We start from the raw sequence: 19468 nt of genomic DNA, 5'->3' as shown, positions 1-19468 counted from the left end.
CCTACAGATTCAATTCTTTTTGGATTTTTAATATGAAATTTCTTAAAAGCTCTCTTTCTTCTTCATTAAGGTAGTTTTCTTTTTCATTAGCTTTTTTAATTTCTTTTTTTAAATTTATTACAGCCTCTTTTCTACCTTCTTTAGTAAAAAAAGATTCTACTTTGCTGTTTATCTGATCAAACTTACGGCCAATTGTTATTTCAAAAACCAATATGATTAAAACTGCAGTTATAATAGTTTTATAAATAAAGGTTCTCATTATTTACTTCTTAAATTCTATAGCTTTATCTTCAAGAATTTTCTTTAGTTCACCATTTTCATACATTTCTTTAACGATGTCACAGCCCCCGACAAATTCACCTTTGATATAAACTTGTGGAATAGTAGGCCAGTCACTAAATTCTTTTATACCTTCTCTTAAAGGTTGTGATTCAAGAACATTAATTCCTTTATAATTAACTTCTAAAATTTTTAGCATGTTTGATACAGCCATAGAAAAACCACACTGTGGAGCGTCAGGAGTTCCCTTCATAAATAAACATACTTCGTTAGTATCAATATGATTCTGAATTAAATTTTTTGTGTTATCGTCCATTATTGCTCCTTTGTTTTAATTGCTAATGCGTGTAGTTCGTTGCCCATTTTTCCTTTTAAAGAATTGTACACAATCTTATGTTGCTCAATTTTACTTTTTCCAGAAAATTTACTTGAAGTAATTGTTGCTGAGTAGTGGTTACTATCTCCCGCTAAGTCTTGAATTTCTATTATAGCATCTGGTAAAGCTTCTTTAATTAGTGTTTCAATTTCTTTTAAATCCATTGCCATTTTAATTATCCATATAGTTAGTTAGCCAATTTGTATGTGATTTAATCAGATCGTCAATTGATACTTTTGTCTTATCATCAATTATCAAAATATTGTCATTTACTGATCCAAGCTCATCAAAATGTACTGAGTTTTCTTGAAGTATCTTAGTTGCACTTTCCAGATTATCTTTAGTAATTTCCACAATGTATCTTCCTTGGTCTTCACCAAATAAGTATTCAAACTGATTAATTAAGTAATTAGGTTTTTTAATATTTGCACCTTTTTTACCTTTAATACACATTTTAGAAAGAGCAGTAATTATGCCCCCTAAAGAAACATCATGTGCAGACTTAATAAATTTTTTATCGATAAGTTTCAAAATTGTTTCACCATTATTTTTTTCATTGAAAAGATTGATTTCAGGAGGGGGTCCATTTTTTTCATTTAAAATATCTCTTGCAAATAAGCTTTGATCTAGATGACCTTCAGTTTTACCTATAACTAAAAGCATATTGTCAGCTTCTTTCAAATCCATTGTAACCATATTTTGGTAATCTTTAATTAAACCAACACCACCAATTGTAGGAGTGGGTTTAATGCCAATATCTTTAGTTTGATTGTAAAAAGAAACATTTCCTGAAACTACTGGGAAATCTAAATATGCACTCGCTTCACCTAATCCATGAACACATTCTACAAACTCACCCATATTTTCTTCATTTTCAGGACTACCAAAATTTAAACAGTTAGTAATTGCAATTGGTTTTGCACCAACTGAAATTAAGTTTCTCCAACTTTCACAAACAATTTGTTTTCCACCACTTAAAGGGTGGGCCCAGCAATATACAGCAGATGAATCAACGGATGCTGCGACAGCTTTATTAGTACCATGAACTCTAACGACACCAGCATCTCCACCAGGCTTTTGAATGGTGTCACCCATTACAGTGTGATCATACTGTTGCCAAATCCATTTTTTACTGCATACATTTGGGTTTGATAATATTTTATTCAAAACATTTTTCACTTTTAAAGTTTTAAATAGTTCTTTTTCGATTTTAATTTTTTTAGGCAACTTAGCTTTTTTCCATTTTCGATCATACATAGGCGAGTTTTCAACCAATGTATCAACAGGAATATTTGCTACTTTTTCTTTATCGAAATAAAGTTCAATTTTTTTACTTTTTGTAGTTTTACCTATAACAGCAAAATCTAAATTCCATTTATCAAATATTTTTTTTGCCATTTCTTCTTTGCCATTTTCTAAAACAATAAGCATTCGCTCTTGACTTTCAGACAGCATAATTTCATAAGGGGTCATATTTGCTTCTCTACAAGGAACTTTATTTAAATTGATTTCAATTCCCAAGTTTCCTTTTGAAGCCATTTCAATACTTGAAGAAGTTAGACCTGCAGCACCCATATCTTGAATGGCTATTATTGAATCTCCCGCCATCAATTCTAGGCAAGCCTCTAATAATAGTTTTTCAGTAAAGGGATCCCCAACTTGAACGGTTGGTTTTTTTTCCTCAATTTTATCATCAAAAGAAGCTGATGCCATACTGGCACCATGAATTCCATCTCTTCCTGTTTTTGAACCAACATAGATTACAGGTTTTCCTAAACCAGCAGCTTTTGAATAAAAAATCTTATCTTTTTTAACAAGACCTAAAGTCATGGCATTTACTAAAATATTACCATTATAAGACTCGTCGAAGCTAGTCTGACCAGCAATTGTTGGAACACCCATGCAATTACCATATCCACCTATACCATGAACAACTCCACGTAATAAATTTTTAGTTTTTTTATGCTGAGGTGACCCAAAATGAATTGAGTTTAAATTGGCTATCGGTCTTGCACCCATTGTAAAAACATCTCTCATAATTCCACCAACACCAGTTGCTGCACCTTGGTAAGGCTCAATAAATGAAGGATGATTGTGACTTTCAATTTTAAATACTATTGCATCATCATCACCAATATCAATAACACCAGCATTCTCCCCAGGCCCTTGAATTACATTTTTTCCTTTAGTAGGAAGGTTTTTAAGATGAAATCTTGAAGATTTGTAAGAGCAATGCTCATTCCACATTGCTGAAAAAATTCCTAGTTCGGTAATATTAGGAACTCTTTTTAATAAATCACAGATTTTTTTATATTCATCCTTTTTTAAACCATGATCAATTGCAAGTTGTTCGTTAACTGTCATTATTTTAAATTATTAATTAGGTTTTCAAAAAATATTGAACCATCTTCACCCGATAGAGCAGGGTCTATCATTCTTTCTGGATGGGGCATCATTCCCAAAATATTACCCTCTTTATTAAACACACCAGCTATATTTTGCAATGAACCATTAGGGTTAGATTCTTTTTTAACATTCCCATCTTTATCTGAGTAAAATAAAGCTATTTGATTGTTTTCATTAATCTCTTTAATTTGTTCTTTAGAGCAAAAGTAATTTCCTTCATTGTGAGCTATATGAAATTCGTAGGTATCTTTTTTAATACCTTTAAAATAAGAATTGTCTTTATTGTTAACTTTTACAAAAACATTTTTACAAATAAATTCTAAGTATTCATTTCTAAGTAGTACGCCTGGAAGTAAACCAGTTTCAACTAAAATTTGAAAACCATTGCAGATACCCATAACCTTACCACCACCTTGCGCAAAGTTTACAACAGATTTCATAATTCTTGATTTTGACGCCATACTTCCACACCTAAGATAGTCACCATATGAAAATCCACCTGGTAAAACTACTAAGTCACTTTTGGGAAGTTCAACATCATCATGCCAAACCATTTTATTTTTAAAACCAAATTTTTTTAAGGCGACATCCATGTCTCTGTCACAATTGGATCCAGGAAAAGTTATTACAGATGATTGCATTATCTATTATTCAGATCCAATAATCTTATAATTTTCTATTACCAAGTTTACTAAAAGTTTTTTACACATCTCTTCAACTTTTGCTTCAGCTTTTTTTTTATCGTTTTCTTTTGTATTAATTTCAAAATATTTCCCTTGTCTTACTTCATCGATACCTTCAAACCCCATACCTTCTAGAGTTTGATGAATTACCTTACCCTGAGGATCTAAGACATCTTTTTTAAGAGTTATAACCACTGATATTTTCATATTATTTTCTTTTTTTAATTGATCTTAATTTTGTAATATTGACAGCACTAACATTTGACTGCTCATGTAAAATACCAAGTCTTTTGGCAACTTCAGTATAAGCGGGTATTAAGTCTCCTAGATTCTTACGGAATCTGTCTTTATCTAGTTTTTTCTCGGTAATACTGTCCCATAATCTGCAAGTATCAGGACTAATTTCATCTGCTAAAATAACTTCATTTTTACCATTTTCTTTAAGTCTCCCAAACTCAAGTTTAAAATCAATTAGTTTAATTCCAACACCTCTAAACATTCCAACCATAAAGTCATTAATTCTTAGGATCATCTTTTTAACTTTTTCTAATTCAGATTTTGTAGCCCAATCAAAGGCCAATATATGCTCTTCTGCAATGAGTGGATCACCTAAACTATCATCTTTTAAACAATATTCTAATAGAGGCTGTTTTAAAACTGTTCCATCTTCAATACCAAGTCTTTTAGTAATAGAACCTGTTGCAACATTTCGAACAATAAATTCTATAGGTATAATTTCAACAAGTTTAATAATCTGCTCTCTCATATTTAATCTTTTAACTAAATGATTTTTAATTCCAATTTGAGTCAAGTTGGAAAGGATATGTTCAGATATTCTATTGTTTAAAACACCTTTGCCTTCAATAGTTGATTTCTTTAAATTATTAAAAGCTGTTGCATCATCTTTAAAATATTGGATAACTAAATTTTTATCAGATGTTGCATAAATTATTTTAGCCTTACCTTCGTATAATTTCTTACCTTTTTTCATTATTTAAAAACTCTTCTAAAGATTAAATCTACATTTTTAAAGTGTGATGAATAATTAAATATAGCCTTTAATCTTCTTGATGAAATTTTTGCCATTATGAATTCATCATTGGAAATGACATCAAATAAATTTAGGTTTTCTGCAAAACATTTTTTTGCATAGTTTTGAACCATTTTGTAAGATTGTTCTCTACTTAATCCTGATTTTGTTAGCTCTAGCATTACTTCTTGGGAAAAAATTAAACCTTTAGTTATATTCAAATTTTCAATCATTTTCTTTGGATAGACAATCATTTTATCTAAAATATTACTAAGTCTGGCTAAAGCAAAATCTAAAGTTATATTTGCATCAGGACCAATATTTCTTTCAACACTTGAGTGAGAAATATCTCTTTCATGCCATAGTGCAATATTTTCTAGGGCAGGAAGAACTGCACTTCGAACCATTCTTGCAAGACCTGTCAAATTTTCACTTAATATTGGATTTTTTTTATGAGGCATTGCTGATGAACCTTTTTGATCTTTTGAAAAAAATTCTTGCACTTCATATACTTCTGTTCTTTGTAAATGTCTAATTTCAATTGCAACTCTTTCAACTGATCCAGCAATAATTCCAAGAATAGAAAAGTAAAATGCATGTCTATCTCTTGGTATAACTTGAGTTGATATAGGTTCAATTTTTAAGCCAAGTTTTTTAGCAACATGCTTTTCAACACTTGGACTTATATTTGCAAAAGTTCCAACAGCACCAGAGATTGCACATGTTGAAATTTCATCAATTGCATTAACTAATCTTTTTCTATTTCTTTTAAACTCTTCATAAAATGAAGCTAATTTTAAACCAAATGTAATTGGCTCAGCATGAATTCCATGACTTCTACCCATACATGGAGTGTATTTATATTTTTTGGCCTGTTTCTTTAAAACCTTTAGAATTTGATCAATATCACCAAGTAGAATCTTACCTGATTGAACTAATTGAATATTTAAGCTGGTATCCAGAACATCAGAAGATGTCATACCTTGATGAAGGTATCTTGCTTTAATCCCTGCTTTTTCAGTAACTGAAGTTAAGAATGCTATGACATCATGCTTAACCTTACTCTCAATTTGGTGAATTCTTTTGACGTTTATTTTTGCTTTTTTTCTTACAACAGTGACAACACCCTTGGGAATTTGTCCTAATTTTTCCATAGCTTCAGCTGCTGCAATCTCAACATCGAGCCAAATTTGGTACTTATTTTCTTCTGACCATATGTCAGTAAGCTGTTTTCTAGAATATCTCTCAATCATTAATTATAAGTAAGGGGGCTTAGAATAACCTTTAACAGATTCTGTAAAGATTTCATAACCATTTTCAGTAATACCTAACGTATGCTCAAATTGTGCAGATAAAGATTTATCCTTTGTAACTGCAGTCCAACCATCTTTTAGCATTTTAACATCCCATTCACCGGTATTTATCATGGGCTCAATGGTAAAAGTCATACCGGGTCTAAGCTCCAAGCCTGTATTTCTTCTTCCATAATGTAAAATATTTGGTGGTTCGTGAAATGTTGTACTTATTCCGTGACCACAAAAATCTCTAACAACTGAGTAACCTTTTTTTTCAACAAAAGATTGTATCTCATATCCAATGTCACCTAGTTTTAATCCTGGCTTTAGCAAATTTATTGCCCTCATCATAGACTCGTATGTAGCATCAATTAAGTTATTAACTTTAACAGGGGTTTTGCCAACGCAAAACATTCTGCTAGTGTCACCATAATGCTTATCCACTATGGCTGTCACATCAACATTTAAGGCATCACCTTCAACTAAAACTCTGTCAGACGGTATGCCATGACAGACAACATGATTTAAAGAAGTACATAATGACTTTATAAAACCTCTATAAAAAAGAGGAGCAGAGTAGCCACCATTATCTCTTATAAATTCATATCCAAGTTTATCTATAAAATCTGTAGTTATACCAGGCTTAATATTTTCTGTAAGCATATCCAGAGTTTTTGCAGCAAGGTTGCCTGCAATTCTCATTTTTTCAAATTTTTCTAAATATTCTGACATATGTAATACTTATTCTGGAATATCTTGGTTAATAATTATTAAGAATTCTGATAGAACAATTGTATTTATATCTTGATAATGAATAAAAATAAATTAAATATTTTAGATTGTACACTGAGAGATGGGGGTTATTACAATAACTGGCATTTTAAAAAAGATTTAATTAATGAATATCTTAGGGTAATGGATATAATCAAAGTCGATTATGTTGAAATAGGCTTCAGGTTCATTGATAAAGTAAAAACAAAAGGGCCAACAGCCTACTCAGAAGAAAGTTTTTTAAAAAGCTTAAAAATTCCAAAAAATTTAAAATTAGGAGTAATGGTAAATGCTGCTGATTTTGTTAATAGTAAAAATATTATTGAGTTAGCAAAAAAAAATTTTAAGCAAAAAAAAAATTCTTTAATTTCACTTGTACGAATTGCATGCCATCATCAAGAGGTTAAAATAATTATACCTCTGGTAAATTGGCTTAAACAATCAGGTTATAAAGTTGGTGTAAATATTATGCAGATACCTGAGCTGTCAAGTCAGGAGATTAAAAATACAGTTTTACAAGTTAAAAAATCAAAGGCAGATATTTTGTATTTTGCAGATAGCTTAGGAAGTCTAGATGCTACAAAAACAAAAAAAATAATTAAAAACATTAAAGCTAATTGGAAAGGCTCTACAGGTATACACACTCATGATAATATGGGTAAAGCTTTAGAAAATTCAATTGAAGCAATTAACAATTCAGTTAATTGGATTGACTGTACAGTTACAGGTATGGGTAGGGGTCCAGGAAATACCAAAACAGAGTATTTGATTCTTGAATTAAAAAGAAGAAATGAAAAAAGCGAAAGGCTTGTTCATTTATTAAATTTGATTAAAAATTATTTTGAACCCCTTAAAGATAAATATAAATGGGGATCTAATCCCTTTTATTATTTTGCTGGTCTTCATTCCATTCACCCTAGTTTTGTACAGGGTATGTTAGGTGATGATAGTTTTCAGCCAGAGGATGTTTATTCCAATCTTAATTATTTAAACACTGTAGGTGGCAAAAAATTTAGTAATGAACTCATTTCATTAGGAAAAAATTTTTATAAAAGAGTTATAAAAGGAAGCTGGAAGCCTATTGAATTAATTAAAGACAAGGATGTACTTATAATAGGACCTGGTAAGACAACATCAACACATAAAGAAAAAGTAATTAAATTCATTAATAAATATAAACCTGTCGTATTTGCATTAAATGCAATCCATCCAGTTCCAAAAAAATATATTAATGCTCATATTGTCTGTCATCCTCTAAGGCTATTATCAGATATTAATAAGTATAAAAGATTTAATAATTATCTAATAACTCCATATTCTAGTTTTTCTAAAAATATTAAATCTAAACTTCAATCAAAAAATATTTTAGATTTTGGTTTACAGGTAAAAAATAAAAGATTTAAGTTTGAAAAAAATTATTCAGTTTTACCAAATTCTTTAGCCATATCTTACGCATTAGGAGTTTGCACTAGCGGTGAATCTAGAAAAATATTTTTAGCAGGATTAGACGGATATACTGAAAATAGTCCTAAAAAATTTGAAATGGATGAGCTATTTCAAAACTACAGATTAGAAAATAAAGCTAAAACTTTAATCTCTTTGACTCCAACAAATTATAAAGTGAAAATATTAAAAAAAATTTAATGACTGATTATCTATTGATTATACCTGCTAGATATTTTTCAAAAAGACTTCCAGGAAAACCATTGCTAGACATAAAGGGAATTCCCATGATTATTAGAACAGTTAATCAGTGCTTGAAAGCTGTACCCAGATCAAAAATTTTAATTGCAACTGATGATAAAAGAATTCAAAAAATTTGTGAAAATCAAAACATTAAAACTTTAATGACATCTAAAAAGTGCCTTACTGGAACTGATAGAATTGCTGAAGTTGCCAAAAAAATTAAAAAAGATTTTTATATTAATGTTCAAGGTGATGAACCTATATGTAACCCTGAGGATATTAAAAAGATTGTTAAATATGCAAGAAGATTTCCCAATCAAGTTGTTAATGGCTATACAGATATAAAAGAAAAAAAACTATTCTTATCTCCTAGTATACCAAAAGCTGTATTTGATAATAAAAAAAACTTACTATATATGTCTCGTTCGCCTATTCCATCTAATAAAAAAAAAAATTTGTAAAAGCATGGAGACAGGTTTGTATTTATTCTTTTCCCTATAAGTCTTTAAAAATTTTTACATCTGCAAAAAAAAAAACTACATTAGAATCAATTGAAGACCTAGAATCAAACCGGTTTTTAGAACTTGGATATCAAGTTAAAATGTTAAAAATGTCTAATAAATCAGTAGCAGTTGATACTAAAGAGGATTTGGCAAAAGTTAGAAAATTAATTAAAAATTAGCTAAATAGTATAATGAAAAAAAAAAATTTTTAGACACAAACATAGATTATAAATCAAAAACTGTTGAAGATAAAATTCAAATTTTTGAATACAAAAATCTTAGACTTCCTTTACCAACAGAGATTGAAATAAGTGAATCTGGTACTTGTAATAGATCTTGTTCATTTTGTCCAAGAAGTGCTGCAGATTTTGATGATAAAAAAGAATTCATAACTAATGATTTACATGAAAAACTGTGCGAGGAACTCAAAAAACTTAATTACAGTGGAACAATAAGATATAGTGGATTTGTAGAGCCGCTTTTAGATAAAAACATTTATAATTTAATCAATATGGTTAAAAAATTTATTCCAGACTCTAACGTGGAGATGGTAACTAACGGTGATCCATTAAACCTTAAGAGACTAAAGAAATTATTTGAAAATGGGTTAAACAAAATTTTAATAAGTGCCTATGATGGCAAGGAAGACGCTGATAAATTAGAAGATTTATGTAAAAAAGCAAATCTATCAAATGAACAGTACATTGTTAGACATCGTTATTACTCGGAAGATCAAGATTTTGGAATTACATTAAGCAACAGATCTGGATTAATGGAAAATGCAGAATTTAAAATAGATAGCCTTAAAGAACCCCTTAAAAGCCCATGCTATATTCCTTCTTATACTTTTTTTTTAGATTATCAGGGTGATGTTTTGATGTGCCCCCACGATTGGGGTAAAAAAGTTATATTAGGAAATTTAAATAAAGAAGATCTTGTGGACATTTGGTTTAGTAAAAAATCAATGAAAATTAGAAAGATGTTAAATAATGCTAATAGAAATTTTGCACCATGTAATGTTTGTGATGTTGAAGGCACTTTTATGGGTGAAAAAAATTCAGGATATTTTAATTGATGAAAAAAAATGTATTAATTTTAGGTGGAAGCTCTGATATTGGCATAGAACTAACTAGGAAATTTTTAGATAAGGGTATTTATAAAGTAAATTTACATTACAACGCTAATTCTAAAATTATAAAAAATCTTAAATATAAATGCAATTTAATTAAAGCTGATCTATCTAGTTTAAATGAAAAAAATATACTTAAAAAATTTAAAAATGATTATGATATAATTATAAATTTAGTAGGTTATATCAGTGGAAAATCATTTGAAGAATTCACAACAAAAAGTTTAGAAAAAACTTTAAAAATAAATTCTTTTATCCCAATGTTAATTATTAGAAAATCATTGAAGAAAATGATTAAAAAAAAATGGGGCAGAATAGTAAACTCTTCTAGTATTGGTGTTAAGTTTGGTGGTGGAAGTAAAACTTTTGAATATTCTTTATCTAAACACTTGAATGAATTCATACCTAGTTATTTTAAAAAAATTGCAGATAAAAATATATTTTATAATACAGTAAAAATAGGCCTAACTAATACTAAAATTCATAAAAAGATTCCTAATAAAAACTTAATTAAAAGAACTAAACTTTTACCAATTAAAAAAATGGCTAATCCAAAAGATATTGCTAATTATATTTTTTATATAGCATCAAATAAAAATCAATTTATCACCAATGAAGTAATTAATATTACTGGTGGTGAGTGATTTTTAAATATTAAGAAATTATCTTAATTTTTTTTTCGATATAAATTTTTTTATCACTTATTTTACACCGATAGGCTAAAAAATTAACACCTGCTTTTTTTGCTAAAAGATAGTTTTCATAATATTTAACATCTATATCTTTTGCTATTTTAAAATATTCCATATTTTGAATTTGAACTAAAAATAGCAAGTATGTTTTGTAACCTTTTTTAATTGCATCAATAAGTGTTAGTAAATGTTTCGACCCACGTGAAGTTATAGCATCAGGAAATTCTGCAATATTTTTTTCTCTAAAAAGAGTTACATTTTTAACTTCAACAAACATTTCATTTTTATTTTTTTTAAGTAAAAAATCAAACCTAGTTTCTTTATTATAAAATACTTCAGGTTTTATTAAGTCATTATTTTTGAGTTCTTTAATCAAATTATTTTCTAAGGCATGTTGAACTATTCTATTAGCCATATGCGTATTAACACCTACTAAATTTTTTCTAGCATTTATTATTTCCAATCCATATTTAAGTTTTCTTTTAGGGTCATTATTAGGAAGTATGTAAACATTGTTTCCTTCATCAAGTAACCCTTTCATTGATCCAGTATTTGGACAATGAGCAGTAACAATTCCTTTATCTAATTTAACATCAGTAAAAAAACGTTTGTATCGTTTGATTAATTTGCCTTTTAATAAAGGTTTGGTAAATTCCATTATTAAATTATACATTTAAAATGAACAAAAAAACCAAATTTAATGCAGCTATATTAATTATAGGTAATGAAATCCTATCTGGAAGAACCCAGGATACCAATACTTCAACTCTAGCAACTTGGCTTAATTCTATTGGGGTAATTGTAGGAGAGGTCAGGGTAATTCCTGATATTGAAAAAACAATAATTGATACACTTAATTTATTGAGAACAAATTATAATTATATTTTTACAACTGGTGGCATTGGTCCTACTCATGACGATATTACTGCAGAATCTGTTTCAAAAGCATTTGGAGTAAAATATGAAATACATAAAGAGGCATATAAGATTTTAGAAGTATATTATAAGCCTGGAGAGTTTAATGAGGGAAGACAAAAAATGGTTTGGATGCCTGAAAATGCAGAACTTATTTTAAATCCTACAAGTGGAGCACCAGGTTTTAGTATTCAAAATGTATTTTGTTTACCAGGTGTCCCATCAATTTTAAAGTCAATGTTAGGTGGTCTTACAAATATAATAGTTGGTGGAGAGCCAATATTAAGTCACACAATAAGTTTAAAAACAGTTGAAAGTGAAATTGCAAATTCATTAACAAAGGTCCAAAATGAGAATAAGGATGTTGAAATTGGAAGTTATCCATTTTTCCAAGCAGGAAAATTAGGAGTTTCAATTGTAATAAGATCAGAAGATCAATCAAAAATTGATAACTGTAATTCACAAATATTAAAGTTTGTAAATGAAAAAAAGATTGAAGTAGTGAAACGTTAAATGCTTTATTTTGCATATGGTAGTAATCTTAATCATTTTCAAATGAAACGAAGATGTAAGGATAGTATTTATTTAAAAAAGATAAATCTTAAGGACTTTAGATTAACTTTTAGAAGCAGATATAGAGCTGCAGATATTGAGCCTAAAAAAAACTCAATTGTACAAGGTGGATTATTTAAAATTTCTAAAAGCGATGAAAAAAAGTTAGATCTCTATGAAGATTATCCCACTTTATATACCAAACATTATTTTTATTATTATGGAAAAAAAGTAATGACCTATATGATGGTAGATAAGTCACCATTTATGTTTCCTACAGAGCGCTATCTTAATATTGTTAAAAAAGGATATAAAGATTGTGATATAAATAAGAATTATCTTAAAAAAGGATTATTAGAATTTTGATTAAAGAAATTTACTTATTAAGCTTGTTCAATTATAAATATTAGCATAAATATTCATGAAATTCATTAATGCCCTCGTGGTGAAATTGGTAGACACAACGGACTTAAAATCCGTGCCTTTTTTGGAGTGCCAGTTCGAGTCTGGCCGAGGGCACCATTAAATGAAAGATAAAATTTATTTAGTTTTTGATAAAACAAAAACTTCAATGAGGATCAGATCTTTTTTAAATAAAAGAATTAAAACAACAACTTTAAAAAAATCAAATATCATAATTGTTTTGGGTGGAGATGGGTTTATGCTTCAAACATTAAAAAAACTATATAGATACAAAAAACCTTTCTACGGAATAAACTCTGGAAACTATGGTTTTTTAATGAATAAATTTTCTAATGAAAATTTTATCAAGAATCTAAAAACTTCACACAGTATCAAAATTCATCCTTTACAAATGAGTGTAAGAACAAAAGGTGATAAAATAAAAAAATCAATAGCTATTAATGAGGTATCTGTTTTAAGGCAAAGTAAACAAGCTTCATCAATCTCCATAACATCTAATACAAAAAATATAATTAAGAATTTAATTTCAGACGGTGTTTTAGTTTCTACGCCAGCTGGGAGTACTGCTTATAATTTATCTGCACATGGTCCTATTTTAAATTTAGATTCTAAAAAATTAGCAGTCACACCGATTAGTCCTTTTAGACCAAGAAGATGGAGAGGTACAATTGTTAGTGATAAATCAAAAATTTTAATCAAAAATTTGGATAGTAATAAAAGACCTATCAGTGCGGTAGCAGACAATTTTGAAGTTAGAAATGTAAAAACTATATCAATTCAATCTAGTAAGAAAATTATTTTTGAATTATTATATGATAAAAATAATAGCCTTCATAAAAAAATCAAAATTGAGCAGGTTAGAAAAGAGACTTCTAATAATTAAGTAGATGATGCCTCCGCACGGAGTCTAACCGCGGACCTATTGATTACAAATCAATTGCTAAAGTTTAATTAAACATTTGTTTGCAACGATAATCTCTAAATATTTTTAGTCTGGTCACAATCTTGGCACAGTGGTAATGTTTTTAAAAAATATGGAGTTGAAATGAAAAGATATGAAAATGGAACAATAAGCATACCTCATAAACAAATGGTTGAATTAAAAAATTCTGGAAAATTAAATCTAGGAATGTTTAATGACATTGCAGTTAAGATTGCAGATAATCCTGATTTAGCACCAAAAGCTAAAAGCTCTGGTGTAGCAATGCACTTTTGGAGTTGGATTGCTGTTGGACAATTTTTATATTCTATATACTGGAGCTTCACAGGATTATGGTGGATCTTTATACCAAGCTTTTTTCTTATGGGAGGTATTCATAAAGCAAATAAAAAAGGTACTAGTCAAAATCTACTTTTTGAAGCTGAAAGAGATAAAGAGTTTTATGAAAAAATAAGAAAATTAGATGGTTGGAATTATGAAGTTGATGAATCTGTAGCAAAAAAATATATAAAGAAATAAAGATATTATCCAATGGATATTTTTGGTGAGATATTTTTATTCTTTATTCTGTTGTTTCTTCTAGGAACTTTATTTAGATTTGCTTTGCCAGCAATCGTAGCTATTCCATTATTAGTATTAGAGAAACTTAAAAAATTAGGAATGCCAAAATGGATATTTTGGATATTAGGGAGTATTGTTGTTTGGGGTGGTGTAGTAGGTTGTTTATTTGTAATAGCTTATGTAGCTGAATTTTTTGGACTATAAAATGAAAAAACTTTTAGGGATCGTGGTTCTGGGTTTAAATAAACTATTATGATTTGCATTAAAGCTGATATTCCAAAAGAATTAAATGAGATTGATGATGAATTAAAAGCCATTTATCATAGCAAAGATACTGTTTGCTTTTATATCTTCAAAACAAGAGATTTAAGAAACGAGTTTGTAGACAAAACTAAAGGTATGGAAAAAACTCAACGTGAAGAAATTTATAAACAATATTTAATATGAAAAAACTTTTAGGAACTGTAGTTCTGTGTTGATGCAAAATAAAAAAAATTGATAGTAGTTTATGGAGATAATTAAATGAACAATAAATTTTTTGAATGGATGGGTGTTGCGACAGCAATTTTGTACTCTTTATTTGTTGCATTAAACATTGGTCTTGAATTTGTTGGTTTTTCATTATTATTATTATCAGCAGCTTTAATAGGTATCTGGGCTTATCGAGGAAAACACAAAGGAATATTATTATTACAATTCTTTTATGCTAGTGCCGGTATCATTGGAATGATTAGATGGTTTTGAACATAAAAAAATTTTAGTGATCACTTGATGTTGGTTCAATACTGGCACAATTAAATTTAAAATTGGATTAAATATTAGTCTAGCAAAAATAATTAGTGTTGATTTTATTGAGTGATGGTGCCCCCGCACGGAGTCGAACCGCGGACCTATTGATTACAAATCAATTGCTCTACCAGCTGAGCTACAAGGGCATGCTGGATTTCTATTAAGAAATCTTAAACTAATCAAGAATTTTTTTTTAAAAAACTCAAATGATGAAATACAATAGCGGCACTATTTGATATGTTCAAGCTTTCAACATCATTATTTATACCAATCTTAACTAAAAAATCTGTATATTTACCTGTATGCTCTCTCATACCAAATCCTTCTGAACCAAATAAAAGAACATTTTTTCCACTCCATTTAATATCAGTAAAATTTTTATCTCCTTTAGCATCAAAACCATAAACCCAAAAGTTTTTTTCTCTTAAGTTTTTAAGTGCTGAATTAATATTGGAAACTTCAAATATATTTAAATGCTCCATACAACCACTTGCAGCTTTATACATTAGTTTACTATCAGAAGGGAATTGTCTTTCTTTAACTATCAAACCATCAATATCAAATGATGCTGCACTTCTTATCAATGAACCGATATTTCTTGGATCAGTCACTTCATCAATACAAACAAATGTTAGATTGCTTTTCCCTTTTATAAACTCTTTTAAATCAGGCTGTTCTAAATGTTCAACTTCAGCAATATACCCACCATGCATCATTTGATCTTTTGAAGTATATTTATCTAATTCTTTTTTTGACTTAAAATAAACTTTAATATCCTCTAAAACATTTTTTTTTGGATTTTTTCTGTGAATATTTTTTTTACTTTCTTCTGTTAAAAAAACTTTTAAAACCTTTCTATTAGGGTTTCTGAGAGCTTCGATAACAGCATGCTGGCCAACGATCAAAAAAGATGATTTATTCATAAGTTTATCATTGTTTTATACGTATTTTACCATTTTTTCACAGTAAATCTCGTGTTGCAATTGCATAAGAAAAATATATAAAACGCATGTTGTTTGAAGTTTTTATTGAACAGGGGACACTTCCCCAATAAGGAGGGGTTCCAGAGCGGTCAAATGGGGCGGGCTGTAAACCCGTTGACTTCGGTCTTCGAAAGTTCGAATCTTTCCCCCTCCACCATTCAATTAATTTTTCTTATAACAATGGAGTGTTATTCTTGATGTTGTGCGGGTGTAGTTCAATGGTAGAACGCTAGCCTTCCAAGCTGGATGTAAGAGTTCGATTCTCTTTACCCGCTCCAAGAAAAAAAGAAATTATTAATAAAACTAAACTGAGGTAAAAAAGTAATGTCAAAAGAAAAGTTTGTAAGAAATAAACCACACTGTAACATTGGAACAATTGGCCATGTTGACCATGGCAAAACAACATTAACTGCAGCAATCACAATTACGTTAGCGGAAGCTGGTGGAGCAAAAGCTGTTGCTTATGATCAGATTGATAAAGCCCCTGAAGAAAAAGAAAGAGGGATTACAATTTCAACTGCTCACGTTGAGTACGAAACTGAAAAAAGACACTACGCACATGTTGATTGCCCAGGTCACGCTGACTATGTAAAAAACATGATCACTGGTGCAGCTCAAATGGATGGAGCTATCTTAGTAGTTAACGCTGCTGATGGTCCTATGCCTCAAACTAGAGAACATATTCTTTTAGGAAGACAAGTTGGTATTCCTTCAATTGTTGTTTACTTAAATAAAGTAGACCAAGTTGATGACAAAGACATGATTGAACTTGTAGAAGAGGAAATTAGAGAACTTTTAACTTCTTATAAATATCCAGGTGAAACAACTCCAATTATTAAAGGTTCTGCATTAGCTGCAGTAGAAAAAAGAGATGATGAAATTGGAAAAAATTCTATCTTGGAATTAATGAAAGCTGTTGATGAATTTATTCCACAACCAGCTAGAGATGTTGACAAACCTTTTCTAATGCCTGTTGAGGATGTTTTCTCAATTTCAGGTAGAGGAACTGTTGCAACTGGTAGAATTGAGTCTGGTGTTATTAAAACTGGTGAAGAAGTTGAAATCGTCGGTGTGACTGAAACTAAAAAATCAGTTTGTACTGGTGTTGAAATGTTCAGAAAACTTCTAGATTCTGGTGAAGCAGGTGATAACGTTGGTATTCTATTAAGAGGTGTTGAGCGAGATGATATTCAAAGAGGACAAGTTCTCTGTAAATCTGGTTCAATTACACCACATACTAAATTTGAAGCTCAGGCTTATGTACTTAAAAAAGATGAGGGTGGAAGACACACTCCTTTCTTTACTAAATACAGACCTCAATTTTACTTTAGAACAACCGACGTAACTGGAGAAGTTACATTACCAGCAGGAACTGAAATGGTTATGCCTGGTGATGACGCTAAATTTACAGTTACTTTGATTACTCCAATCGCAATGAGTGAAAAATTAAACTTTGCTATTCGTGAAGGTGGTAGAACAGTTGGAGCTGGAGTAGTAACTAAAATTATAGAGTAAACTCTATAGGAGTGTAGCTCAATTGGTAGAGTGCCGGTCTCCAAAACCGGAGGTTGAGGGTTCGAGTCCCTCCGCTCCTGCCAAATAAGCTAAACAGTATATTATGAAAAACCCAATAAAATTTATTCAAGAAGTTAAACAAGAAGCTTTTAAAGTTTCATGGCCAACTGGAAAAGAGACTATGCAGGGTGCATTAATGGTATTTGCAATGGCGGTTATCATGTCACTTTTCTTTCTACTCCTTGATCAAGTTCTTAAATTTTTATTGGAAGCTTTACTAAAGGTAAGTATTTAATGAAAAATTGGTATATTGTTCAATCACACTCAAATTTTGAAAATAAAGTTGCTGGGTTGATCAAAGAAGAAGCTGAAAAAGCGAAGATTTCTGATAAAATTGAAGAAATTGTTGTCCCAACACATGACGTAACCGAAGTCAAAAGAGGAAAAAGAATTCAAAGAAAAAAAAAATATTTTCCTGGTTATGTTTTAATAAAAAGTGAAATGGATAATGACCTTTATCATATGATAAAAAACTTAAAGAGAGTTAGTGGGTTTTTGGGCTCAAAAGGCATTCCAGTGCCCGTATCTGATAAAGAAATAGAAAAAATTCTAGGTCAAATAAAAGATGGTGTAGCACAGCCAAAATCTGGTATAGAATACAATATTGGTGAAAAAGTTCAGGTAGTTGATGGTCCTTTTGCATCATTCAGTGGAATGGTTGAAGATATAGATGAAGAGAAATCTAGATTAAAAGTTTCTGTATCAATATTTGGAAGACCAACCCCTGTAGATTTAGAATATAACCAAGTAGAGAAAGTTAGTTAATGGCAAAAGAAATAAGTGGATATATAAAATTACAAATTATGGGAGGACAAGCAAATCCTGCTCCACCGGTTGGTCCAGCATTAGGTCAGCGTGGAATTAATATAATGGAATTTTGTAAAGCATTTAATGATAAAACTAAAGCATTTGCTGGAAAACCAATTCCAGTAATTATTACAGTTTATAAAGATAAAAAATTTGATTTTGAAATTAAATCTCCACCAGCATCTCATTTTATTAAAGAGGCTGCCAAATTAAAAGGTGGATCAAAAGAACCTGGCAGAAGTATTGCTGGATCAATTACAAAAAAACAAGCTGAAGAAATTGCAACACAAAAAATGAAAGATCTTAATGCACATAATTTAGAGCAAGCCGTAAAAATTATTGCAGGTTCAGCAAGATCAATGGGGATAGAGGTTAAAGACTAATGGCATCAAAAAGATTTAAAAAATTACCTGAAAAAACAAAAGACTTACCATCTGAATTGATAGAAAAATTATTACCTGATATTAAAAAAAACTGTACTACGAAATTTGATGAATCAATTGATGTAAGCTTTCAGGTTAACAATAAACAAAAAAAAGGTGAAGTTAATATTAGAACTGTAGTTAATTTACCAGGTGGGAATGGTAAAAAAGTAAAAGTTGCCGTTGTTTGTGAAGACGACAAAGCAAAAACAGCAAAAGATGCTGGTGCTGATATAGTTGGCAGTGATGAATTTATTGAAAAAATAAAAGGTGGTGAGCTAGATTTTGAAAAATTAATTTGCACTCCAGGAATGATGGTTAAACTTTCAAAACTTGGAAAAGTTTTGGGACCAAAAGGTTTAATGCCAAACCCTAAACTTGGGTCTGTTTCTGATGATGTAAAACAAGCTGTAACTGATGCTAAATCTGGTCAAGCTGAAATTAGAAATGATAAAGATGGAAATATTGGTGTTAGTATTGGTAAGAAATCATTTCATGATGATAAATTATTAAAAAATTATTATGCAATTTTAGACACTTTAGAAAAAGAAAAAGCTAACCTTACTTTAAAAGGTGATTTAATTAAAAATACTTTTGTAACATCAAGCATGGGCGTATCTTACAAAGTTAAATTAGGAAAAGTTATATAGT

Annotated in this window: 27 protein-coding genes and 5 tRNA genes; 20 read left to right on the top strand and 12 right to left on the bottom strand. The window is 29.7% G+C overall.

The features are described 5' to 3' along the window. Position 1: 1 nt before the first annotated feature. The 9 genes from AC5YGA_RS03795 to map are packed head-to-tail and all read right to left on the bottom strand — an operon-like array spanning position 2 to position 6801. The gene (locus AC5YGA_RS03795) at positions 2 to 259 is read right to left on the bottom strand and encodes a hypothetical protein (RefSeq protein WP_415307809.1); all 258 of its coding nucleotides are present in this window, start codon (positions 257 to 259) and stop codon (positions 2 to 4) included. A 3-nt stretch (positions 260 to 262) separates the two neighbouring features. Next, entirely contained in the window at positions 263 to 595 is a 333-nt protein-coding gene (gene grxD, locus AC5YGA_RS03790; RefSeq protein WP_415307808.1) for a Grx4 family monothiol glutaredoxin, read from the bottom strand. Then, on the bottom strand, positions 595 to 825 hold the full coding sequence (locus AC5YGA_RS03785; RefSeq protein ID WP_415307807.1) for a BolA/IbaG family iron-sulfur metabolism protein: 231 nt from the start codon (positions 823 to 825) through the stop codon (positions 595 to 597). The genes grxD and AC5YGA_RS03785 overlap by 1 nt, the downstream gene beginning before the upstream one ends. Position 826: 1 nt before the next feature. Further along, positions 827 to 3019: a phosphoribosylformylglycinamidine synthase subunit PurL gene (gene purL, locus AC5YGA_RS03780; protein WP_415307806.1), complete on the bottom strand. Its 2193-nt coding sequence runs from the start codon at positions 3017 to 3019 to the stop codon at positions 827 to 829. Then, the gene (gene purQ, locus AC5YGA_RS03775) at positions 3019 to 3702 is read right to left on the bottom strand and encodes a phosphoribosylformylglycinamidine synthase I (protein ID WP_415307805.1); all 684 of its coding nucleotides are present in this window, start codon (positions 3700 to 3702) and stop codon (positions 3019 to 3021) included. Before purQ ends, purL begins: the two co-directional genes overlap by 1 nt. A gap of 6 nt (positions 3703 to 3708) precedes the next feature. Next, positions 3709 to 3951, bottom strand: a complete 243-nt coding sequence (gene purS / locus AC5YGA_RS03770) for a phosphoribosylformylglycinamidine synthase subunit PurS (protein WP_415307804.1) — start codon at positions 3949 to 3951, stop codon at positions 3709 to 3711. A 1-nt stretch (position 3952) separates the two neighbouring features. Beyond that, positions 3953 to 4735, bottom strand: coding sequence for a phosphoribosylaminoimidazolesuccinocarboxamide synthase (purC, locus tag AC5YGA_RS03765; protein WP_415307803.1), 783 nt, complete (start codon positions 4733 to 4735; stop codon positions 3953 to 3955). Then, positions 4735 to 6027 (bottom strand): adenylosuccinate lyase, encoded by a 1293-nt coding sequence (gene purB / locus AC5YGA_RS03760; RefSeq protein ID WP_415307802.1) that lies wholly within the window; start codon positions 6025 to 6027, stop codon positions 4735 to 4737. Before purB ends, purC begins: the two co-directional genes overlap by 1 nt. Before the next feature lie 3 nt (positions 6028 to 6030). Then, the gene (gene map, locus AC5YGA_RS03755; RefSeq protein ID WP_415307801.1) at positions 6031 to 6801 is read right to left on the bottom strand and encodes a type I methionyl aminopeptidase; all 771 of its coding nucleotides are present in this window, start codon (positions 6799 to 6801) and stop codon (positions 6031 to 6033) included. Positions 6802 to 6879: 78 nt separating this feature from the next. On the opposite strand from map, the gene AC5YGA_RS03750 reads away from it, so the two are divergent. From AC5YGA_RS03750 to AC5YGA_RS03735, 4 genes are all read left to right on the top strand, one after another. Further along, positions 6880 to 8484: an aldolase catalytic domain-containing protein gene (locus AC5YGA_RS03750; protein ID WP_415307800.1), complete on the top strand. Its 1605-nt coding sequence runs from the start codon at positions 6880 to 6882 to the stop codon at positions 8482 to 8484. After that, positions 8484 to 8987 (top strand): cytidylyltransferase domain-containing protein, encoded by a 504-nt coding sequence (locus AC5YGA_RS03745; protein ID WP_496169963.1) that lies wholly within the window; start codon positions 8484 to 8486, stop codon positions 8985 to 8987. The genes AC5YGA_RS03750 and AC5YGA_RS03745 overlap by 1 nt, the downstream gene beginning before the upstream one ends. 262 nt (positions 8988 to 9249) lie before the next feature. Next, complete coding sequence (locus AC5YGA_RS03740; RefSeq protein ID WP_496170030.1) at positions 9250 to 10104, top strand: radical SAM/SPASM domain-containing protein; 855 nt, start codon at positions 9250 to 9252, stop codon at positions 10102 to 10104. Beyond that, positions 10104 to 10802 (top strand): SDR family oxidoreductase, encoded by a 699-nt coding sequence (locus tag AC5YGA_RS03735; RefSeq protein ID WP_415307797.1) that lies wholly within the window; start codon positions 10104 to 10106, stop codon positions 10800 to 10802. Before AC5YGA_RS03740 ends, AC5YGA_RS03735 begins: the two co-directional genes overlap by 1 nt. A 10-nt stretch (positions 10803 to 10812) precedes the next feature. Here the strand turns inward: AC5YGA_RS03735 and sfsA are convergent, their stop codons facing one another. Further along, complete coding sequence (gene sfsA / locus AC5YGA_RS03730; protein WP_415307796.1) at positions 10813 to 11508, bottom strand: DNA/RNA nuclease SfsA; 696 nt, start codon at positions 11506 to 11508, stop codon at positions 10813 to 10815. Between the two features lie 20 nt (positions 11509 to 11528). Here sfsA and AC5YGA_RS03725 point away from each other — a divergent pair, with 20 nt between their 5' ends. The 8 genes from AC5YGA_RS03725 (at position 11529) to AC5YGA_RS03690 (ending at position 14985) form a co-directional block, all read left to right on the top strand. Continuing rightward, positions 11529 to 12278: a competence/damage-inducible protein A gene (locus tag AC5YGA_RS03725; protein ID WP_415307795.1), complete on the top strand. Its 750-nt coding sequence runs from the start codon at positions 11529 to 11531 to the stop codon at positions 12276 to 12278. Continuing rightward, positions 12279 to 12683, top strand: a complete 405-nt coding sequence (locus tag AC5YGA_RS03720; RefSeq protein ID WP_415307794.1) for a gamma-glutamylcyclotransferase family protein — start codon at positions 12279 to 12281, stop codon at positions 12681 to 12683. Positions 12684 to 12753: 70 nt separating this feature from the next. Next, a tRNA-Leu gene (locus AC5YGA_RS03715) sits at positions 12754 to 12839 on the top strand. A gap of 4 nt (positions 12840 to 12843) precedes the next feature. Then, on the top strand, positions 12844 to 13623 hold the full coding sequence (locus AC5YGA_RS03710) for an NAD kinase (RefSeq protein ID WP_415307793.1): 780 nt from the start codon (positions 12844 to 12846) through the stop codon (positions 13621 to 13623). A gap of 162 nt (positions 13624 to 13785) precedes the next feature. After that, positions 13786 to 14199, top strand: a complete 414-nt coding sequence (locus tag AC5YGA_RS03705; protein WP_415307792.1) for a hypothetical protein — start codon at positions 13786 to 13788, stop codon at positions 14197 to 14199. A gap of 12 nt (positions 14200 to 14211) precedes the next feature. Beyond that, positions 14212 to 14445 (top strand): hypothetical protein, encoded by a 234-nt coding sequence (locus tag AC5YGA_RS03700; protein WP_415307791.1) that lies wholly within the window; start codon positions 14212 to 14214, stop codon positions 14443 to 14445. Positions 14446 to 14493: 48 nt separating this feature from the next. Then, a complete protein-coding gene (locus tag AC5YGA_RS03695; protein WP_415272484.1) occupies positions 14494 to 14688 on the top strand; it encodes a hypothetical protein in 195 nt (64 codons plus the stop codon). 75 nt (positions 14689 to 14763) lie between these two features. Further along, positions 14764 to 14985: a hypothetical protein gene (locus AC5YGA_RS03690; RefSeq protein WP_415307790.1), complete on the top strand. Its 222-nt coding sequence runs from the start codon at positions 14764 to 14766 to the stop codon at positions 14983 to 14985. Between the two features lie 115 nt (positions 14986 to 15100). Here AC5YGA_RS03690 and AC5YGA_RS03685 read toward each other — a convergent pair. Then, positions 15101 to 15176: transfer RNA gene (locus AC5YGA_RS03685), tRNA-Thr, on the bottom strand. 33 nt (positions 15177 to 15209) lie between these two features. Then, positions 15210 to 15953: a 23S rRNA (guanosine(2251)-2'-O)-methyltransferase RlmB gene (rlmB, locus tag AC5YGA_RS03680; protein WP_415307789.1), complete on the bottom strand. Its 744-nt coding sequence runs from the start codon at positions 15951 to 15953 to the stop codon at positions 15210 to 15212. Between the two features lie 131 nt (positions 15954 to 16084). On the opposite strand from rlmB, the gene AC5YGA_RS03675 reads away from it, so the two are divergent. The 8 genes from AC5YGA_RS03675 (at position 16085) to rplA (ending at position 19467) form a co-directional block, all read left to right on the top strand. Beyond that, a tRNA-Tyr gene (locus AC5YGA_RS03675) sits at positions 16085 to 16170 on the top strand. A gap of 47 nt (positions 16171 to 16217) precedes the next feature. Next, positions 16218 to 16291, top strand: a tRNA-Gly gene (locus AC5YGA_RS03670). Between the two features lie 46 nt (positions 16292 to 16337). Further along, positions 16338 to 17528, top strand: coding sequence for an elongation factor Tu (gene tuf / locus AC5YGA_RS03665; protein ID WP_415307788.1), 1191 nt, complete (start codon positions 16338 to 16340; stop codon positions 17526 to 17528). Between the two features lie 7 nt (positions 17529 to 17535). Further along, positions 17536 to 17611 (top strand) — tRNA-Trp (locus AC5YGA_RS03660). Between the two features lie 20 nt (positions 17612 to 17631). Then, complete coding sequence (gene secE / locus AC5YGA_RS03655; protein WP_006996799.1) at positions 17632 to 17823, top strand: preprotein translocase subunit SecE; 192 nt, start codon at positions 17632 to 17634, stop codon at positions 17821 to 17823. After that, entirely contained in the window at positions 17823 to 18353 is a 531-nt protein-coding gene (gene nusG / locus AC5YGA_RS03650) for a transcription termination/antitermination protein NusG (protein ID WP_415307787.1), read from the top strand. Before secE ends, nusG begins: the two co-directional genes overlap by 1 nt. Beyond that, positions 18353 to 18778 (top strand): 50S ribosomal protein L11, encoded by a 426-nt coding sequence (gene rplK / locus AC5YGA_RS03645; RefSeq protein ID WP_415307786.1) that lies wholly within the window; start codon positions 18353 to 18355, stop codon positions 18776 to 18778. The genes nusG and rplK overlap by 1 nt, the downstream gene beginning before the upstream one ends. Then, entirely contained in the window at positions 18778 to 19467 is a 690-nt protein-coding gene (gene rplA, locus AC5YGA_RS03640) for a 50S ribosomal protein L1 (RefSeq protein ID WP_415307785.1), read from the top strand. Before rplK ends, rplA begins: the two co-directional genes overlap by 1 nt. The last annotated feature ends 1 nt before the right edge of the window (position 19468 follow it).

This window comes from Candidatus Pelagibacter sp. uisw_091, assembly GCF_059512525.1.
Note: the sequence above shows the minus strand (reverse complement) of the source record. Positions and strands in the feature narration are given on the sequence as shown.

Excerpts from the sequence above, each read along its gene's own strand:
- AC5YGA_RS03795 (WP_415307809.1), bottom strand. The coding sequence starts at position 259 with ATGAGAACCTTTATTTATAAAACTATTATAACTGCAGTTTTAATCATA.
- grxD (WP_415307808.1), bottom strand. The coding sequence starts at position 595 with ATGGACGATAACACAAAAAATTTAATTCAGAATCATATTGATACTAAC.
- AC5YGA_RS03785 (WP_415307807.1), bottom strand. The coding sequence starts at position 825 with ATGGCAATGGATTTAAAAGAAATTGAAACACTAATTAAAGAAGCTTTA.
- purL (WP_415307806.1), bottom strand. The coding sequence starts at position 3,019 with ATGACAGTTAACGAACAACTTGCAATTGATCATGGTTTAAAAAAGGAT.
- purQ (WP_415307805.1), bottom strand. The coding sequence starts at position 3,702 with ATGCAATCATCTGTAATAACTTTTCCTGGATCCAATTGTGACAGAGAC.
- purS (WP_415307804.1), bottom strand. The coding sequence starts at position 3,951 with ATGAAAATATCAGTGGTTATAACTCTTAAAAAAGATGTCTTAGATCCT.
- purC (WP_415307803.1), bottom strand. The coding sequence starts at position 4,735 with ATGAAAAAAGGTAAGAAATTATACGAAGGTAAGGCTAAAATAATTTAT.
- purB (WP_415307802.1), bottom strand. The coding sequence starts at position 6,027 with ATGATTGAGAGATATTCTAGAAAACAGCTTACTGACATATGGTCAGAA.
- map (WP_415307801.1), bottom strand. The coding sequence starts at position 6,801 with ATGTCAGAATATTTAGAAAAATTTGAAAAAATGAGAATTGCAGGCAAC.
- AC5YGA_RS03750 (WP_415307800.1), top strand. The coding sequence starts at position 6,880 with ATGAATAAAAATAAATTAAATATTTTAGATTGTACACTGAGAGATGGG.
- AC5YGA_RS03745 (WP_496169963.1), top strand. The coding sequence starts at position 8,484 with ATGACTGATTATCTATTGATTATACCTGCTAGATATTTTTCAAAAAGA.
- AC5YGA_RS03735 (WP_415307797.1), top strand. The coding sequence starts at position 10,104 with ATGAAAAAAAATGTATTAATTTTAGGTGGAAGCTCTGATATTGGCATA.
- sfsA (WP_415307796.1), bottom strand. The coding sequence starts at position 11,508 with ATGGAATTTACCAAACCTTTATTAAAAGGCAAATTAATCAAACGATAC.
- AC5YGA_RS03725 (WP_415307795.1), top strand. The coding sequence starts at position 11,529 with ATGAACAAAAAAACCAAATTTAATGCAGCTATATTAATTATAGGTAAT.
- AC5YGA_RS03720 (WP_415307794.1), top strand. The coding sequence starts at position 12,279 with ATGCTTTATTTTGCATATGGTAGTAATCTTAATCATTTTCAAATGAAA.
- AC5YGA_RS03710 (WP_415307793.1), top strand. The coding sequence starts at position 12,844 with ATGAAAGATAAAATTTATTTAGTTTTTGATAAAACAAAAACTTCAATG.
- AC5YGA_RS03705 (WP_415307792.1), top strand. The coding sequence starts at position 13,786 with ATGAAAAGATATGAAAATGGAACAATAAGCATACCTCATAAACAAATG.
- AC5YGA_RS03700 (WP_415307791.1), top strand. The coding sequence starts at position 14,212 with ATGGATATTTTTGGTGAGATATTTTTATTCTTTATTCTGTTGTTTCTT.
- AC5YGA_RS03695 (WP_415272484.1), top strand. The coding sequence starts at position 14,494 with ATGATTTGCATTAAAGCTGATATTCCAAAAGAATTAAATGAGATTGAT.
- AC5YGA_RS03690 (WP_415307790.1), top strand. The coding sequence starts at position 14,764 with ATGAACAATAAATTTTTTGAATGGATGGGTGTTGCGACAGCAATTTTG.
- rlmB (WP_415307789.1), bottom strand. The coding sequence starts at position 15,953 with ATGAATAAATCATCTTTTTTGATCGTTGGCCAGCATGCTGTTATCGAA.
- tuf (WP_415307788.1), top strand. The coding sequence starts at position 16,338 with ATGTCAAAAGAAAAGTTTGTAAGAAATAAACCACACTGTAACATTGGA.
- secE (WP_006996799.1), top strand. The coding sequence starts at position 17,632 with ATGAAAAACCCAATAAAATTTATTCAAGAAGTTAAACAAGAAGCTTTT.
- nusG (WP_415307787.1), top strand. The coding sequence starts at position 17,823 with ATGAAAAATTGGTATATTGTTCAATCACACTCAAATTTTGAAAATAAA.
- rplK (WP_415307786.1), top strand. The coding sequence starts at position 18,353 with ATGGCAAAAGAAATAAGTGGATATATAAAATTACAAATTATGGGAGGA.
- rplA (WP_415307785.1), top strand. The coding sequence starts at position 18,778 with ATGGCATCAAAAAGATTTAAAAAATTACCTGAAAAAACAAAAGACTTA.